Source organism: Streptomyces sp. NPDC127177, assembly GCF_042672475.1.
GTDB lineage: Bacteria > Actinomycetota > Actinomycetes > Streptomycetales > Streptomycetaceae > Streptomyces.
Genome location: NZ_JBHXUW010000088.1, coordinates 1 through 15107, shown reverse-complemented (window position 1 = coordinate 15107; position 15107 = coordinate 1). Strand labels below are relative to the sequence as shown.

General features: G+C 68.6%; 13 protein-coding genes and 1 pseudogene. 7 read left to right on the top strand and 7 right to left on the bottom strand.

Annotated features, from left to right (window positions below; all coding sequences use genetic code 11):
- Positions 1-13 precede the first annotated feature (13 nt).
- The 3 genes from ACFVJX_RS33950 (at position 14) to ACFVJX_RS33940 (ending at position 3757) form a co-directional block, all read left to right on the top strand.
- Complete coding sequence (locus ACFVJX_RS33950; RefSeq protein WP_384135860.1) at positions 14-964, top strand: carbohydrate ABC transporter permease; 951 nt, start codon at positions 14-16, stop codon at positions 962-964.
- Between the two features lie 11 nt (positions 965-975).
- Positions 976-1869 carry a carbohydrate ABC transporter permease gene (locus ACFVJX_RS33945; protein WP_384135858.1) on the top strand — a complete coding sequence of 298 codons (894 nt, stop codon included), beginning with the start codon at positions 976-978 and terminating at the stop codon, positions 1867-1869.
- Between the two features lie 73 nt (positions 1870-1942).
- Complete coding sequence (locus ACFVJX_RS33940) at positions 1943-3757, top strand: glycoside hydrolase family 2 protein (protein WP_384135856.1); 1815 nt, start codon at positions 1943-1945, stop codon at positions 3755-3757.
- 36 nt (positions 3758-3793) lie between these two features.
- On the opposite strand, the gene ACFVJX_RS33935 is transcribed toward ACFVJX_RS33940, so the two are convergent.
- Together ACFVJX_RS33935 and ACFVJX_RS33930 are read right to left on the bottom strand one after the other, a co-directional pair.
- Entirely contained in the window at positions 3794-4282 is a 489-nt protein-coding gene (locus tag ACFVJX_RS33935) for a cupin domain-containing protein (protein WP_384135854.1), read from the bottom strand.
- Between the two features lie 430 nt (positions 4283-4712).
- Entirely contained in the window at positions 4713-5639 is a 927-nt protein-coding gene (locus ACFVJX_RS33930; RefSeq protein WP_384135852.1) for a class I SAM-dependent methyltransferase, read from the bottom strand.
- Between the two features lie 407 nt (positions 5640-6046).
- Between ACFVJX_RS33930 and ACFVJX_RS33925 the strand changes: the two genes are divergently transcribed.
- On the top strand, positions 6047-6262 hold the full coding sequence (locus tag ACFVJX_RS33925; RefSeq protein WP_384135850.1) for a hypothetical protein: 216 nt from the start codon (positions 6047-6049) through the stop codon (positions 6260-6262).
- Positions 6263-6380: 118 nt separating this feature from the next.
- On the top strand, positions 6381-6992 hold the full coding sequence (locus tag ACFVJX_RS33920; protein ID WP_384135849.1) for a GPP34 family phosphoprotein: 612 nt from the start codon (positions 6381-6383) through the stop codon (positions 6990-6992).
- A 4-nt stretch (positions 6993-6996) separates the two neighbouring features.
- On the opposite strand, the gene ACFVJX_RS33915 is transcribed toward ACFVJX_RS33920, so the two are convergent.
- Positions 6997-7440: an SsgA family sporulation/cell division regulator gene (locus ACFVJX_RS33915; RefSeq protein ID WP_384135847.1), complete on the bottom strand. Its 444-nt coding sequence runs from the start codon at positions 7438-7440 to the stop codon at positions 6997-6999.
- Between the two features lie 261 nt (positions 7441-7701).
- On the opposite strand from ACFVJX_RS33915, the gene ACFVJX_RS33910 reads away from it, so the two are divergent.
- Positions 7702-7896: a hypothetical protein gene (locus ACFVJX_RS33910; protein WP_384135846.1), complete on the top strand. Its 195-nt coding sequence runs from the start codon at positions 7702-7704 to the stop codon at positions 7894-7896.
- Positions 7897-8424: 528 nt separating this feature from the next.
- On the opposite strand, the pseudogene ACFVJX_RS33905 reads toward ACFVJX_RS33910, so the two are convergent.
- The 3 genes and pseudogenes from ACFVJX_RS33905 to ACFVJX_RS33895 form a co-directional block, all read right to left on the bottom strand.
- Positions 8425-8621, bottom strand: a pseudogene (locus ACFVJX_RS33905) (IS5/IS1182 family transposase); the annotation flags it as partial.
- A gap of 72 nt (positions 8622-8693) precedes the next feature.
- A complete protein-coding gene (locus ACFVJX_RS33900) occupies positions 8694-9923 on the bottom strand; it encodes an epoxide hydrolase family protein (RefSeq protein ID WP_384135844.1) in 1230 nt (409 codons plus the stop codon).
- 58 nt (positions 9924-9981) lie between these two features.
- On the bottom strand, positions 9982-10440 hold the full coding sequence (locus ACFVJX_RS33895) for a nuclear transport factor 2 family protein (RefSeq protein ID WP_384135842.1): 459 nt from the start codon (positions 10438-10440) through the stop codon (positions 9982-9984).
- 565 nt (positions 10441-11005) lie between these two features.
- Here ACFVJX_RS33895 and ACFVJX_RS33890 point away from each other — a divergent pair.
- Complete coding sequence (locus ACFVJX_RS33890) at positions 11006-11761, top strand: GNAT family N-acetyltransferase (RefSeq protein ID WP_384135841.1); 756 nt, start codon at positions 11006-11008, stop codon at positions 11759-11761.
- Between the two features lie 249 nt (positions 11762-12010).
- Here the strand turns inward: ACFVJX_RS33890 and ACFVJX_RS33885 are convergent, their stop codons facing one another.
- Entirely contained in the window at positions 12011-14761 is a 2751-nt protein-coding gene (locus tag ACFVJX_RS33885) for an AAA family ATPase (protein WP_384135881.1), read from the bottom strand.
- Positions 14762-15107 lie beyond the last annotated feature (346 nt).

Genomic DNA, 15107 nt, shown 5'->3' with positions numbered 1-15107 from the left:
AAGGAGTGACCACATGAGTACCACCGCACCCCCTGGCACCGAAGCCCAGGCCGGGCCACCCAACGCTCTGGCCGACGCCCACCCCGGCACCGCACGCCGATGGCCGCGCTTCACCCCGGGCAACGGGCTGGTGTTCGTCCTGCCGTTCCTGCTCGTCTTCGGTCTGTTCCTGGTGTGGCCCGTCGTACAGGGCCTGTGGATGAGCTTCACCGACACCTCCCTGGCCCTGCACGAGCCGTCCTTCGTCGGCTTCGGCAACTACGCCGAGGCCCTGGGCGATCCGGATGTCTGGAGCAGCCTGGGCAACACCGTCTTCTTCACCGCCATCTCCAGCGTTCCCCTGGTGCTGGTCGCCCTGGCGATGGCGCTCCTGGTGCACAGCGGGCTCGCCGGGCAGTGGGCGTGGCGACTGGCCTTCTTCACCCCCTACCTCCTTCCTGTGACCGTGGTGACGCTCATCTGGGCCTGGCTCTACCAGCCGGACCTGGGCCTGGGCAACCAACTCCTCAACAAGCTCGGCTTCGACTCCGTCGGCTGGTTGTCGGACGAGTCCGTCGCGATGTGGTCGATCGCCGCCCTCACCGTCTGGTGGACGGTCGGCTTCAACTTCCTGCTCTACCTCGCGGCGCTCCAGTCCCTGCCCTCGACGTACGACGAGGCCGCGGCACTGGACGGTGCCGGGGCGTGGCGGCGGCTGTGGTCCATCACCCTGCCGCAGCTGCGCAGGACCACCGCGCTGGTGGCCATGCTCCAGATCCTCGCCTCGCTCAAGGTGTTCGACCAGATCTACATCCTGACCCGGGGAGGTCCGAACAATTCGACCCGTCCGGTCCTGGAGTACGTCTACGACACCGGCTTCACCGGATACCGGCTCGGTTACGCCTCGGCCGTCTCGTACCTCTTCTTCGCGCTCGTCATCGTCGCCTCGCTCGTCCAGATCCGCCTCTTCCGCCGGGAGGACTGACCGTGTCCGCAATGAACCCGCCGACTGTCCGCAGCCGGCCCCGCCCACCCCGTGAAGGGGCCGGCTCCCCCCTGCTCCTCGGCCACGGCCGACTGCCCCGGGTCCTTGCCGGGACAGCACTGGCCGTACTGGCGGCCGTCTGGCTGCTGCCGTTCCTGTGGGCGATCGCCACTTCGTTCCAGAGCGAACAGGATGTGTCCACCCCGGGGCTGTCCCCTCTCAAGGGTGCCTTCACGATGGAGGCGTACCGGCAGATCCTGGAACGCGGGAACGTGACCACCTGGGCCTTCAACAGCTTCCTCATCGCCGGTCTGGTCACGCTCATCACGGTGGCCGTCTCCGCCCTCGCGGCGTACGGCTTCTCGCGGGGCACGTTCCGCGGCCGCCGGGCCCTGCTGGCCGTGACCGTGGCCGCCATCATGGTTCCGCCGCAACTGCTCGTCGTACCGCTGTTCAAGCAGATGCTCCTCTTCAACCTGGTGGACACCTACGCGGCGGTCATCCTGCCCCAGGTCGTCGCGCCGATGATGGTGTTCATCCTCAAGCGGTTCTTCGACGGCATCCCCCGGGAGCTGGAGGACGCGGCCCGCATCGACGGCGCCTCGGAGTTCAGGCTCTTCCTGTCGATCGTGCTGCCGTTGTCGCGGCCCATCATCGCCGCGGTGTCGATCTTCGTCTTCATCGGTGCCTGGAACAACTTCATGTGGCCGTTCATCGTCACCAACGACCCCGGCCTCATGACGCTTCCGGTGGGCCTGGCCACCGTGAAGGACGCCTACGGCATCCAGTACGCGCAGTCCATGGCGTCCGCGCTGCTGGCGGCTCTCCCGCTGATCGTGGTGTTCCTCCTCTTCCAGCGCCGCATCGTCAACTCCGTCGCCACCACCGGCCTCGGCGGTTCCTGACCCGCCCCGGCCTCCCCGCCGTACACGCAGGCACGGCGTTTCCCCGCCGGCCATCCGATCAACTGGAGTTTGTGTGCCCGCTCAGCCCATTCCGCGCCCTGAGTACCCGCGCCCGCAGTTCGTGCGGCGCGACTGGCTCAACCTGAACGGCGCCTGGCAGTTCGAGACCGACCGGGGCGACAGCGGCCTCGAACGCGGACTGCTCGGCCGCGAGCTGCGCGACGAGATCCTTGTGCCGTTCCCTCCCGAGTCCGAACTGTCCGGCGTCGGTGACACCGACTTCCTGGAAGCCGTCTGGTACCGCCGTGCCCTCACCCTGCCGGTGGCCTGGGCGGGACGCCGCGTGCTGCTGCACTTCGGCGCGGTCGACTACGACACCACCGTGTGGGCGGACGGCAAGGAGGTCGCCCGGCATCGCGGCGGCTTCACCCCGTTCACCGCCGATCTCGGCGACATCGCGGGAGCCGGGCAGGAGGTCGTCATCACCGTACGGGCCCGTGATCCCAAATCCGGCCCGCAGGCGCGGGGCAAGCAGGCCGTGCGCTACGCCAACCACGACTGCAACTACACACGTGTGACCGGCATCTGGCAGACCGTGTGGCTGGAGCCCGTCCCCGACCTGCATCTGCGGCGGCCGCGGATCACCCCCGACCTGGCCGGTTCCGCCTTCCACCTGGAACTCCCGCTGTCCGGCAACCGGCCCGGATACCGGGTGCGTGTCGTCCTCAGCGACGGCGACGGCGAGGTGAGCCGCGCCGAGGTGCGCGCCGATCTGGACCTGGCACCGCGTCTCCACCTCCCCGTTCCGGACGCCAGGCGACGCGAGTGGGCGCCCGGTGACCCGCACCTGTACGACCTGCGCCTGGAGCTCCTGGACGCGGACGGGCAGGTGACCGACAGTGCCGGGAGTTACGCGGGGCTCCGCGCCGTGGGACTGCGCGGCAAGGCCGTCGTCCTCAACGGCCGTCCGGTTTTCCAGCGCCTGGTCCTCGACCAGGGATGGTACCCGGACGGGCTGATGACGGCGCCCACCGACGAGGCCCTGGTGCGGGACATCGAACTGGGCATGGCCGCCGGATTCAACGGGGCCCGGCTGCACCAGAAGGTGTTCGAGGAGCGCTTCCTCTACCACGCGGACCGCCTCGGCTACCTGGTGTGGGGAGAGTTCGGTGACTGGGGGTGCGAGACGGGCGGCTCCTCCGGCGACAACCAGCAGCCGGACGCCTCCTACGTCGCCCAGTGGCTGGAGGCGGTGGAACGCGACTACTCGCACCCCTCGATCATCGGCTGGTGCCCGCTCAACGAGACCTACCAGAAGCTGCACGACCGCATCACCCAGCTCGACGCCGTGACGCGTGCGATGTTCCTGGCCACCAAGGCCATGGACACCAGCCGGCCGGTCATAGACTCGTCCGGCTACGCCCACCGGGTCGCCGAGACGGACATCTACGACGCCCACAACTACGAACAGGACCCGGCCGCCTTCCGGAAGCTGATGGCGGGACTCGCCGAGGACGACCCGTTCGTCAACACCTACGAGAACGGCTCGCTCTACTCGCAGCCCTACCGCGGTCAGCCGTACTTCGTCAGCGAGTTCGGCGGCATCTGGTGGGACCCCGAAGCGGCCGCCCAGTCCGGCCAGGACCGGAGCCAGTCCTGGGGCTACGGCGAGCGGGTCCGCGACGAGGAGGAGTTCCACACCCGATTCAGCGGCCTCACCGAAGTACTGCTGCGGGACGCCAACATGTTCGGCTACTGCTACACCCAGTTGACCGACGTCTTCCAGGAGCAGAACGGCATCTACCGCTTCGACCGCAGCCCCAAACTGGACGTCGCACGCGTCCGCGCCGCGCAGGTCGGCCCTGCCGCGATCGAGGAACTGGAGTAGAGCAGGGACAGGGGGCAGGGGCAGGGGTGACGCGCCCTAGTAGTTGGTCACCAGGGGCTTGGTCTCGTCCACGACGTATGTGGAGAGCATCATCGTCGTCACCTTTCCGACGTTGCGGGCGTTGTGGATCACGCCGTCCGGGATGAAGAACGGGTCGCCCGTGCGCAGTCGCAGGGGCGGCCTGTCGTCGAACACCATGAGGACGTCGCCCTGGACGATGTACCCGACCTCGACGCCGGGGTGGCTGTGGCGGCCCGACTCCTTGTGCCGGGGGATCTGTACCAGGGTCTGGACGGCCTCCCAGCCCTTGGCGGGCGAGGGATGCTCCTGCAGCAGGGTGCGGGTGACGCCCTCGGTCGGATCCGGGTCCACCGGGCCGGGGGTGGCAGAGGTGGCAGAGGTGGCGGGGGTGGCGGAGATACGGGACGGCTCCGCCACCGCGGCGGATGGCATCAGGGCGGCAGCGCCGAGTGCGCCGGCCGCCGCGACGCCACTGGTACGCAGGAGAGCACGCCTGTCGATCATCATGGATCCTTCCGTCGAGTGGAACGGTCTTGAGACTCGACTACTGAAACACATGTGAACACATATGAAGTTCTGTTGGCGTGCACTGCTTCGGATTGTCCATCTGGAGAGTGAACCTCTGCCCCGGCCGCCGCCGTTGAACCACTGGGAAGGCTCCCCGCACCCGTCCATCGCCATGTGCGGTTGTACGGGTGCGGGTGCGGCCCGCCGTCGGCGTCAGGAGAGGCTCAGCACCCCGGTGAGGCAGTACCGCAGCAGGTCCGCCGGCGCGCCCAGAATGGCTCCTCGTCGAGTTGATCGAGGTTGCCGCGCTCGGGGCGGGCGGATGCCGAAGTGCCGCTGTCCGCCGCCCGTCGACTGCTGGAACGGATCGCGCGCACCGTGTGCACCCGCTAGGACGGCACGGCTCCGAGGCGCCGGGGCCCCTCACTCACGCAGGCAGCAGGGTGGCGAAGATCCACTGATTGGCGGCGAGCGAGTCGTCCTTCTCCGGGAGGGGGCCGCGGCCGTACTGCCTGGTGAAGTCGAACGGTGTACGGACGGTCGTCGACCATCCTCGCGCGGCCAGGTCCCCGGCGGAGTCCGGCCGTGGGTCCGCGTTGAACAGAGCGGACAGGTCGACACCGATCCGCTCACGTGCCGCCGTGTGAAGGGGGTAGTCGGTGAGCGGGGCCGGCTTCACACCGTGCTTCACCTCATAGCCGATGGCGCTCCCCCGGGCGCTGTGCGCGACGATCGTGGTGATCAGCTCCCGCTCCGCGCCGGGCGGCGGGTACGGCAGCAGCCCTTCGGCCACCCAGGCCGTCGGACGCGCGGGATCGAACCCTGCCGTGAGTAACGTTCCGGCCCAGTCGAGGCGCAAGTCGGCGGCGAGCGGTCGGCGTTCGCTCCGGGGCGCGGTGTCCAGCGTGTCCAGAACAGCCTGCTTGAAGGACAGGACGCCTTCCTGGTCGATCTCGAACACCGTGCATCCCGGTGGCCACGGCAGCCGGTAGGCACGAGAGTCCAGCCCGGCGCCCAGGATGACGACCTGGTCGATTCCCGCTGCCGTCCGGTCCAGCAGGAAGTCGTCGAACACCCGGGTACGCAGCCCGAAGAAACGGCCGAGTCTGCCCCAGAGCGGGTCGTCGTCCCTCCCGGGCACCTGGTCCAGGTGTACAGGCCAGTCTGCACTGGCCCGGGCCGCGCGGACGAAGTGCTCGGCCAACTCGTCGCGTGCCAGCGCGTCCGGGCGCCCGGCCTCGATGGCCCGCGCGGCAGCGACCATCAGGGCGGTCCGCCCGACGGCCTCGTTGACACCAGTGCCCTCGTCAACTGCTTCGGCCATGCCGCTCCCCCAGTTCTTGTCCCTGGTCATACCCCTGTTCATACCCTTGCCCCGCTGCTGCTGCATAGCGTGTTCTACGGCAGGAAACGCGTAGCCCCACAGCCTGCCCACCGCCGGGGCGATTGGCCACCCAAGGGCTGTCCGTCGTCGTGAATCCGGGTCCGCCGCCCATGACCTCGGCCGCACTGCGGAGCGGTCTCAAGAAGGGGCTTCGCAGAGAGGCCACCTGTCCGGTGGCGGCTCTCCTCCGGGTGATCGGTGCGGATCGGCCGAGGGGCGGCCGGCAACGGCACGTCCCTCCAGTCATCAGCACGGGGCGGGCATACCATTCGCCGCCTGATCCACACTACGAGCCCTCGTGCGGGAGCAGCACGTTCGGCGACGTGAGATTCCGTTGCCCGGCCGGGCATTCTGGCGGATGCGCCAGGTCAACGACTATGACCGTCCGCAATATTGGCCCGATAGCGGTGGATGCCACCGTGGTGAGCGGCAGGCGCGAAGGGGGCCGCCGGTTTTCGCCGCGTGCGGTCGGGATCGAGCCCGGCAGCGATGCCATGCTGCGTCCGCGTCCGAGGGAGGTCTGTCTCTTCGATGTTCTGCTGCGTTCGGCCGTACCGGGCATCGGCGCGATGTCGGTCATAGATGTCTCCTGACTCCGTGCCCGGCCCTCGCCCCGTAAGGTGATACGTGTGTGATTCGTTCAGGCTCGTCCCTGCCCCTGGGCAGCCGGACGGCCTGGTGCCGATGTCGACATTGGGACGTGCAGCCTTCATGACCACAGCGCGGGACCTTCTTGTGATCACCATGGACACGGTCAGCGATCAACCCGTCAGGCCGGGTGAGCTGTCACTCGCGCTGGCCGGGGCCGAGCTGATCGACCTGTTCAGTTCCGGTGCGGTCGAGTTGCGCGAGGACCGTATCGTGCCCGGCCCTCGCCCCGCCCTGTCGGATGAGCTGTTGGAGCAGGCTTCCGCGTCGCTTCTCCGGGCGGAGCCGTACGAGTCGATCGGTGACTGGCTCTGGCGCCGGGGGGACGGGCTGGCCGTGGCCTACGTCTCGGACTTCGAAGCGGCGGGGCTTCTGACACGGCAGCGTCGGCGCGGGCATCCGTTCGAGGCCGGCGAGCTGACTCTGACGGATTCCGCCGCCCGCGACCGGGCGGCGGAGCTTCGGTCTTCCGGCGAGCCCGTCCTGCTGACCCTGGCAGAAGCCGTAGGAGTCCAGAGCGAACAGGCGCAGGACGCTCCGGAGATGACCGATGACACGGTCGCGCTCATTCTGGCCACCGTCAGTGACGCCATGCTGGAACTGGAGGCAGAGCGGCAGCGGCGCAACATCGAGCAGAAGGCGTTCGACAACGTCTGGCGCGGTCCGGGCGGGTGACCGCTCAGGATTCGTCGGTTCCGGCACACTCGCGTGATTCGATCGGCCCTGCGGGTGTGTCAAGCACCTCCGCGATGAAGGAATCCCAGTCCAGTCCCGCCATCTCCGCTTCCGGCGGTGTGATCCTGTAGGTGCGTTCGAGCCAGTCGGTGAGCGGCGGGACGGGGAGTTCGAACAGGGCGCTCATATCGCGGGCGTCGAGCAGGAGCCACGCGGTGTCGCGGTCACCGCAGCGGGCAGCCCAAACGCGCACGTCGCCACTGCCGCTCACCGAGTCCAGACCCTTGTGGAGCAGTTCGCGACCGATGCGCCATGTCACGCTCACACCCTCCTCGGTCGCGAGCACCACGGAAACGACCAGCGGGGCGTCCGGATCGAACCGGAACTCCGCGTGCATGGGCAGCCTGACGAAGCCGTCGAGCACCCGGTGGATGCTCAAGGACAGCACGGGCGGATCCGGGGGCGTTCCCGGTCGGCTCCGAGCATCGGATCGGTCGCCGTCCATGGCGAGTACTTCCTTCCGTGGTGGGGATTCGACGTCCCTCACTCTTCTCCGTAGGAGAACCGGACGCATAAGTCCCTGACGGTGAGAATCAAGGACCATTTCACATTCGTCACCTGCTTGACCGGTGACGATACTGGGTGCATGCTGGATCCGTCCAGGCGCTACGGCGCACATCCGCCAGTGAACGAGCGGAGACCTGCTGTGATGAGCGAAGAGACGATGACGGATGGCGCCGCGGCGGCACGGCACGCACGTTTCGGGAAGCTTCCCGAGCGCATCCGCTACGAGGACATGGTCGAGGACCAGGTGACGAGCCCCGACGCCGGAGCCGCCCATCGCTACGACCCCGAAGGGGCGTGGAATCACTTCAACTGCCTCGCGTACGACCTGGGCCTCTGAAAGAGCGTTCGTCCCGGCAGGAGTGTTTGGTAACGCAGTGCTGCCATGGATGATTGCGGGGTGTTGGTCCAAGTGGAAGCGGTGGGGCAGGCCTCAGACGGTCGTGCGACGGTTCGAGTGCGCTCGGAGGTAGGTGCCGCTGCGGCGTTCTGGATCGGTGATCCGACGGGAGTGGGCCGCGAGCATCATGTGGAGTGGACTGTTGAAGAGGACGCGGCTTGGGACAGCAACACTCGGCCGGCCGCTTCATTCTCACCCGGGGTGGATGAGGAGGAGGAAGGGGATCAGATCGTCTTTCGGGGGCGGCTGGGACTGACGGGCGATGGCGGAGCCGTGCTGGACGTAGCTGGCGCCCACATTCTCTTCGACCTCGCTGACCCGCCGCCGCCGAGTGCTGTCGATGGGACGTGGGTCGAGATCAGTGTGGCGCGGAACAGTGTCAGCCTGTGGCCCTACCTGCTATGACTCATAGACGCCCTGCTCTGCTGCCGTTCAGCTGTCGCGCCAGTTGTGGGTGGATTCGCGGGTGAGTCTGCGGCTGAGGCCTGCGATCTTCTTGCCCGCATCGATGCCCCTGCTGGTCGCAGGCACGTCGGCCGAGGTCTTGATGCTCTGGGCATCGAGGATGGGGTGCTGGGTTCGGTGTTGCGGCCTTCGGTCTTTCGGACCAATCGGCGCAGGAGTCCGTTGAGCTCGTCGAAGACACCGTGCTCCTGCCAGGTGGCACTGATGATGCGCGCGGCGGGGCAGCAGGCAGTCCGCCGTTCCGGACGCGCGTCCTCCCGGCCCTCGGACTGTCAGCGCAGCTTGCGGTAGGTGGTGCGGAGGTCGTGGATCCAGGCTTCGGGGTTTTCGTAGGGCCCGAAGTGGCCGCCCTTGTCGTGCACGTTGACATCGCGGATGTCGGCGTAGAACTGGCCGCCGCCTACCTTGAAGATCGCGATGCGCTCCTCGGGCGTGTCCGCGCCGGGTGAGCGGTCTCCGAGCAGGAAGGTGAAGCCGGCGGGGGCCTGGACGTAGGGCTTCAGGTCGTTGACGGGCTTCGGCGGGTAGAGGCCGGCGTTCTTGTAGGCGCGGATGGAGGATCCGATGGCCTGGTTGACCCAGTAGATGGTGGCGAAGGTGAGGATGTCGTCGGCGGGCCAGGTGGCGTCGAAGTCGGCGTTGCGGTCGCTCCAGGTCTTCCAGCGCTTGAGGACCCACGCCAGCATGCCGGCCGGGGAGTCGTTCAGTCCGTGGGTGAGGGTCTGGCCGTCGAGGAGGTGTGCGGCCACGTGTGAGACGTAGGTGCTGTTGCGGCGCAGGGTACGGGCCCGGATGTCCTCGGGCATGTCCTCGGTGCGCTGACCGCCGGTCAGGTCCCAGAAGCGGTCGCCCTGGAACATCGTGGGTGGCATCTCGTTGCCGAAGTGGATGCCGTAGAGGGAGTCGGCGTACTTGTGTCCGAGCCGGGCGCCGACGAGCGCGCCGTAGTCGGCCGCGCCGACGCCGTACCTGTCGTAGCCGAGCACCTCGGTCATCAGGGTGTGGAAGCGGTCGGCCATGTCTGCGTAGTTCTCACGGGGGTTGGTCAGGGGCGTGGAGAAGCCGAAGCCGGGCAGGGAGGGGATGATCACGTCGAAGGCGTCGGCGGGGTCGCCGCCGTGTGCCGCGGGGTCGGTGAGCGGGCCGATGACCTTGTGCCAGTGGTGGTGGGTCCAGGGCCAGCCGTGCATCAGGAGCAGTGGGATCGGAGCCGGACCCTTGCCGCGTTCGTGGATGAAGTGCACCGGGCTGCCGTCGACGTCCAGCCGGTGCTGGTTGAAGGCGTTCAGCTTCGTCTCGGCGGCGCGCCAGTCGTATCCGTCGGCCCAGTACTCGATCAGAGGCTTGAGGTAGGCGGTGCTCAGGCCGTACGTCTCGTCGTCGTTCTCCGGGTCGGACGCGAACCTGGTGGCCTTCAGCCGGGTGCGCAGGTCGTCCAGGACCTCCTGCTGTACGTCGATGACGAACGGCTCCGGATCACGGCGGGAATCATTGCTGCTCACGGGTGTTCCTCCTTCGCTCGGAGATGAACGGCCCCGGCATCGGGACCGGGTGGTCGTGTCAGTACTCGAGGTCCATCCGGACCCGGGTCAGTACGAGCTCGGCGATCTTCCAGACTCCGTCGACCTTGGTGAACCGGGGCCGGTAGTGCCCGAAGCCGTGCATGGAGGTGAACCGCGGCTCGCCGTCCGGCCCGGTACTGGCGGGGCGCCTGATCAGGTCCTCCATCGCCCACACCCCACGGGCAGAGGTCTCGGACTCGACCTCGATCTCGTCGGAGAACAGGTGGTGGACCACCACTGCCCCGGTACCGACGTTGGCCGGAATCGACTCGGCGATCTGCGACCGGCCCGCCATGCGGGCCGCGACGGAGCCGTCGGTGTTGTGCGGGGTGAACGTGCCGTCGGTGGTGAAGAGCGACGCCAGATTCTCCCAGCTCTGCATGTCGGCGTTGTAGACATAGCGCGCCATCAGGCGGCGCAGATCCTCGATCGTGCTCAGGCGTTCGATGGCATCCATTGGCCGTGCCTCCGTTCGTCTCATCGCTCTGCTGCCCTCCCCGGTATGGATCGGTGCGTCCGATGCCGAACCGCACCGGGCCGCCCGGGAATCCGGCACCCGGTTCATCGGCCGGTCCGGTGAAGTGTGAAGAACCCATCATTGGACCGTCAAGTCCAATCCTGAACCGCACGCGGGTCACCCGCATCCCGACGACTTCATGGGCACCATGTCTGCGCTCGCTGTCGATCTCCCGGACGAGTTCCTGCACTGCTTCCGCATCGACGTCCGCTCGGACGCCGGCTCGACCCGCCGCGTCACGCTCATCCCGCCCTGCCAGGAGCCGGAGATAACGACCGGACGCCCCCTTCGACGGCAGGAAACTGTCAGGCCACGGCCCGCGACCGCGGACCCGAGGGTCTGGAGAGGGAAGCTGTCTTCATGCCGGGTTCTTGGGGGAAGCCTGTCCCCGAAGGGCCCGGCCCGGATCGTCATCTGTCCACCGAAGCCGCCGACGAGCAGTCGGCGACAGTGGCCCCGCCTTCGCGCAGTCGGCGGAGCCACGCATACCCCATGGAAACCGCCGATGCCTCATCTGCTCGACCTTCCCGTACGTGCCTCCCTCACCGCGGGGCACTCCCGCTTCGCGCTCCGGCGGGGCCGCATTCTGCGGTACGCACCCGATCTCGCAGCCTTCGCCGCGCTGCCGGACCGGCCGGGGCCTCAGGACTGGGTGGACGCGGCCGTGCTGGCCGGTCCGGGCGGCGTGCTCTCCCTGGTAGGTCAGGACCCGGAGCTCCCCGAGGGCTGGCAGACCGTGTCCTACGACCGGGGTGTCCAGCTCGTGGCGCGGCGGCCGGTGACGACGTACGACGACGACGTACGTGAACTGACACCGGTGGACATCCCGGAGATGGCCACTCTCATCAGGGCGACCCGGCCGGGCCCCTTCCGTCCCGGCAGTCACCGCTGTACCACTTACTTCGGGGTCCGCCGGTTCGGGGCCCTGGTCGCCATGGGGGGCCTTCGCATGCGTCCCGCGGGTCACACCGAGATCAGCACTGTCTGCACACTGCCCGAGTACCGGGGGCGGGGGCTGGCCCGGCGCCTGGTCGGGCACCTGTCCTCAGTCGTCGCGGACCAGGGAAGCACCCCGTTCCTGCACGCCGAGGCCGACCAGGACATGGTCCCGCGGCTGTACGGACCGCTGGGCTTCGAGGCCCGCTCGGTCCTCTCCTTCCGGGACATAGCGGCTCCGGCGGGTGGTGGGCGGCTTCCGCACGCCGATGCAGGGCCCGGCTACCTCCTGTCGGTGCCGAGACAGCGGGGGCCGTCCGACTGAGCGGGGGCTGCGGGGTGCGTGACCGGGCCGCCGAACTACCGGGGCGGCCCAGCGGCGGACGGTCCGGGTCGCCCGTCCGCCGGCCTGTCGGGCCACTCCAGCAGCAGGATCCTCCTGCCGGTGCTGAGACCGGCGGTTTCCTGCCGGGCCGGCGTCGCGCGCAGCGCCATGGCCGCACCGGGTGCGCCCCATGATTCGGCGGTATCAAGGAGAGCAGTTCAGTGGTTCGGCCCGGAGGGCCGCGACGGTTCAGGTCGAGCGGTCCTCGGGTGTCTTGCCCAGGGCGTCTCGTAGCGTGGCACGGGTGGTGATGCCCAGTTTCGGGAAGACGCGGTAGAGGTGGGAACTGACCGTGCGTGGTGAGAGGTGCATGCGTTCGCCGATCTCTTTGTTGGTGAGGCCGCCGGCGGCGAGGTCGGCGATCCGGCGTTCCTGCCAGGTCAGTGAGGCAAGGTCCATCGGTGTGGTGTGGGCGCAGACTCCGGAGGCCCGGAGTTCGGCGCGGGCTCGTTCGGTCCAGGTTGTGGCGCCGAGTTGTTCGAATGCGTCGGCGGCCCGGTTCAGTGTTTGCCGTGCTGCCTTGGGTCCTTGGGTGTGTCGTAGCCGGATGCCGTGGGCCAGGCGGATGCGGGCCAGTTCGAAGGGGAAGGTTGTGGCGTCCGGATGGGTCTCGGCCCTGGTGAACATGTCGAGGGCCTGCTTCTCGTCGGGTGCTGTCATGGCCAGTGCTCCGTAGGTGGTCAGTGCGAGCCGGGGCGAGAGGGCGGGGAGTCCTGCCTCCTGTGCGGCCAGGGCGTGCCGGCGGGCCTGTTCGGAGCGTCCGGTGTGCATGGCGGCTTCCACGAGGTCGAGCAGTGTGCGGGAGGCCTGGTGGGCGCTGGGGGTGAACGTTCCGGGGGCGGTGATGCCGATCGCGTACAGGTAAGCGGCCTCGTAGTCCCCTTCGCTCAGTGCTGCCGCGGTGCCGGCGGCGTCGGCGATCTGGGTCAGGAATCCCACGCCGCGCGGGCGCGCCCAGGAATCGACCTCGGCCTGCAACTCCCGTGCCCGGTCGGACCGGCCGCGCATCGCGGCCAGGAGGGCCAGGTAGGCGCGGCTGTGGTAGGCGAACAGGACGTGGCCGTGAGATGTGGCGAGGTCCAGTCCGCGCTGTCCTGTGCGTTCCGCCTCGTCCCACTCCCCCAGGGCGATCTGATCGAGCATGATCAGGTGCAGCATGGTCATTCCGTTCGCGACGGCTCCCGTCTCCACCTCGCGGTCCACGCTGCGCTGCAGATGGGGGCGGTACGGACTCAGCGCGTCGACGTGGTAGGCGGCCACGGCCAGGCGTGTGACGTCCCACGGCTCCATGGCCGGGAGGCCGGCGAAAGCATCCTCCACCCGCTCGTGCACCCCGGCCCCGCGGCGCACCACGTCGCTCCAGGCGTCCTGGTAGATCAGGGAGTTGGGCCGGACCAGGTCGCCCATCGAGCCGAGGAGTTCGTGGGTGCGCTCCCACACCGCGTCGTCGCTCGCGTACTGGCTGATGGCGAGCAGGAGGTTCACCAGACGCTCGAGGGCCTCCGGCCGGTCGTGGTGCCCGGCCTCGCGCAGGGTCTCGATCGCCGCGATGACCGGGCGCGGTGAGGAGCGCACGTCCCCGTCCTCGTACAGGGCCACATAGGCGGCGGTGAGCACCGAGGCCGGGGACTCCTTCCCGCCCGGTGCGGCGTCGGAGTGGACGAGTTGCTGTGCCTGGTCCAGCAGGGCTGCGTGCCCGGCGACGAACGCGGCGTCGCCCAGCCGTCTGGAGCGGTCCCGGTGGTTCTCGCTCAGTTCCGCGGCCCGGGTCAGCCAGCCCACGGCCGCCATCGCCCCGCCACGCCGGGTCGCCGAGTCCGCAGCGGCCTCCAGCGCCGCCGCCACCCTCTCCTCGGGATCGATCGTCGAGGCCGCCAGGTGTGTGGCACGCCGCTCGACGTCCGAGCGGTGCACCCGGGCCAGCTCCGCGTGCGCCGCACGCCGCTGGTTGGGCGTCGCCATCTGAACGACCGTCGAACGGACCAGGGGATGCCGGAAGACGAACTCGCCACTGACCGGATCGATGTCCAGCAGACCCACCGCCGCCGCCTCGTCCGCATCCCTCATGCGGTAACGCACACCACGTGTCCCACCGCTACGTGCCCCCGCTCCCACACCGTCCAGGGCTCCAAGCAGCAACTCCCCGCGTACCGCGTCCTCCAGCCGTTCGATACGGGTGCCGTACACATGCTGCAGACGGCGGGGCAGCGGAACACCGTGTAACCCGTGATACCCCAACAACTTCTCGGCGCCGCGCCCCAGATGGCCCCTGCTGACATAAGGGGGGAGCTCCAGAAGGGCCAGGGGATTGCCCCTGGCCTCGTCCAGGACCAGCCGCCTGGTCCGCGCGTCCAGCCCTGGGTAGCGCAGATCCAGCATGCGCTCGGCGGCCTCCGCGGACAGTGCCCCGACCGGCAGTTCGGGCAGCGCCGCCGTGTCGAACCGCGAAGACACCTCGGAACGCAGAGCGACCACGAGCTTCACCGAGCTCCCGGCCAGCCTGCGCCCCACGAACCCGCACACCTCAGCGCTGACGGAATCCAGCCACTGACCGTCATCGAGCACCAGCAGGAGCGGTTTCTGTGATGCCGCCAGGGACAGCAGGTCGAGGACGGCGATACCGAGCGCCATAACGGAAGGAGGACGACCCTCGCCCCGACCGAAGACAACATCGAACACGCCTCGGTGACCATCGTCCAGACCATCAACACAAGGAAGCAACGGATACAGGAACTGATGCAGGCCGGCGAACGGAAGCCCGGACTCCGCCTCGACCCCGGCAGCCCTGAGCACTGTGCACTCGTTCCGCGCCTGTTCGGCGACATGGTCCAGAAGTGCGCTCTTGCCCACCCCCGTCTCGCCCCGCAGGACAAGTGCCCGTCCACGTGGGGCGGTCACGAACGCGGACAGAGCGAGCTGCTCCCTGTTCCGGCCGGTCATTGTCCTCACGAGCGACTCCACGGTCCCCACTCCTTGCCCATAACGGCGGCGATGCTGCCATCTTCGTCATCGAAGAGGGGAATGTGTCTCGCGAGAAACCCACCGTATGGCAGCCGCCACACCTCAGGGAGAAATCTACGGCACATGTCGCTCAAACGTGTAGCAACGTCGAGGCCACGTGAACTCATCAACCAAGGTTTCGGCAGGAGCTCTTAGCACGGCCGCCGGTGTTCGGAGTGGGACGTCCACGGTGCGGTGCTCGGCGCCGAGCGCGCTCGGGTGGCTCGCCCCCTCCTGCCCAGCGTCGCGGCCATCCGTCCGGCTCACGCCCGGACGGGGCGTGAGC

Coding starts and splice junctions, on each gene's coding strand:
- ACFVJX_RS33945 (WP_384135858.1), top strand. CDS start 976: ATGAACCCGCCGACTGTCCGCAGCCGGCCCCGCCCACCCCGTGAAGGG.
- ACFVJX_RS33930 (WP_384135852.1), bottom strand. CDS start 5,639: ATGACCAGGGACAAGAACTGGGGGAGCGGCATGGCCGAAGCAGTTGAC.
- ACFVJX_RS33885 (WP_384135881.1), bottom strand. CDS start 14,761: ATGACCGGCCGGAACAGGGAGCAGCTCGCTCTGTCCGCGTTCGTGACC.
- ACFVJX_RS33925 (WP_384135850.1), top strand. CDS start 6,047: ATGACCGTCCGCAATATTGGCCCGATAGCGGTGGATGCCACCGTGGTG.
- ACFVJX_RS33895 (WP_384135842.1), bottom strand. CDS start 10,440: ATGGATGCCATCGAACGCCTGAGCACGATCGAGGATCTGCGCCGCCTG.
- ACFVJX_RS33935 (WP_384135854.1), bottom strand. CDS start 4,282: ATGATCGACAGGCGTGCTCTCCTGCGTACCAGTGGCGTCGCGGCGGCC.
- ACFVJX_RS33910 (WP_384135846.1), top strand. CDS start 7,702: ATGAGCGAAGAGACGATGACGGATGGCGCCGCGGCGGCACGGCACGCA.
- ACFVJX_RS33890 (WP_384135841.1), top strand. CDS start 11,006: ATGCCTCATCTGCTCGACCTTCCCGTACGTGCCTCCCTCACCGCGGGG.
- ACFVJX_RS33920 (WP_384135849.1), top strand. CDS start 6,381: ATGACCACAGCGCGGGACCTTCTTGTGATCACCATGGACACGGTCAGC.
- ACFVJX_RS33950 (WP_384135860.1), top strand. CDS start 14: ATGAGTACCACCGCACCCCCTGGCACCGAAGCCCAGGCCGGGCCACCC.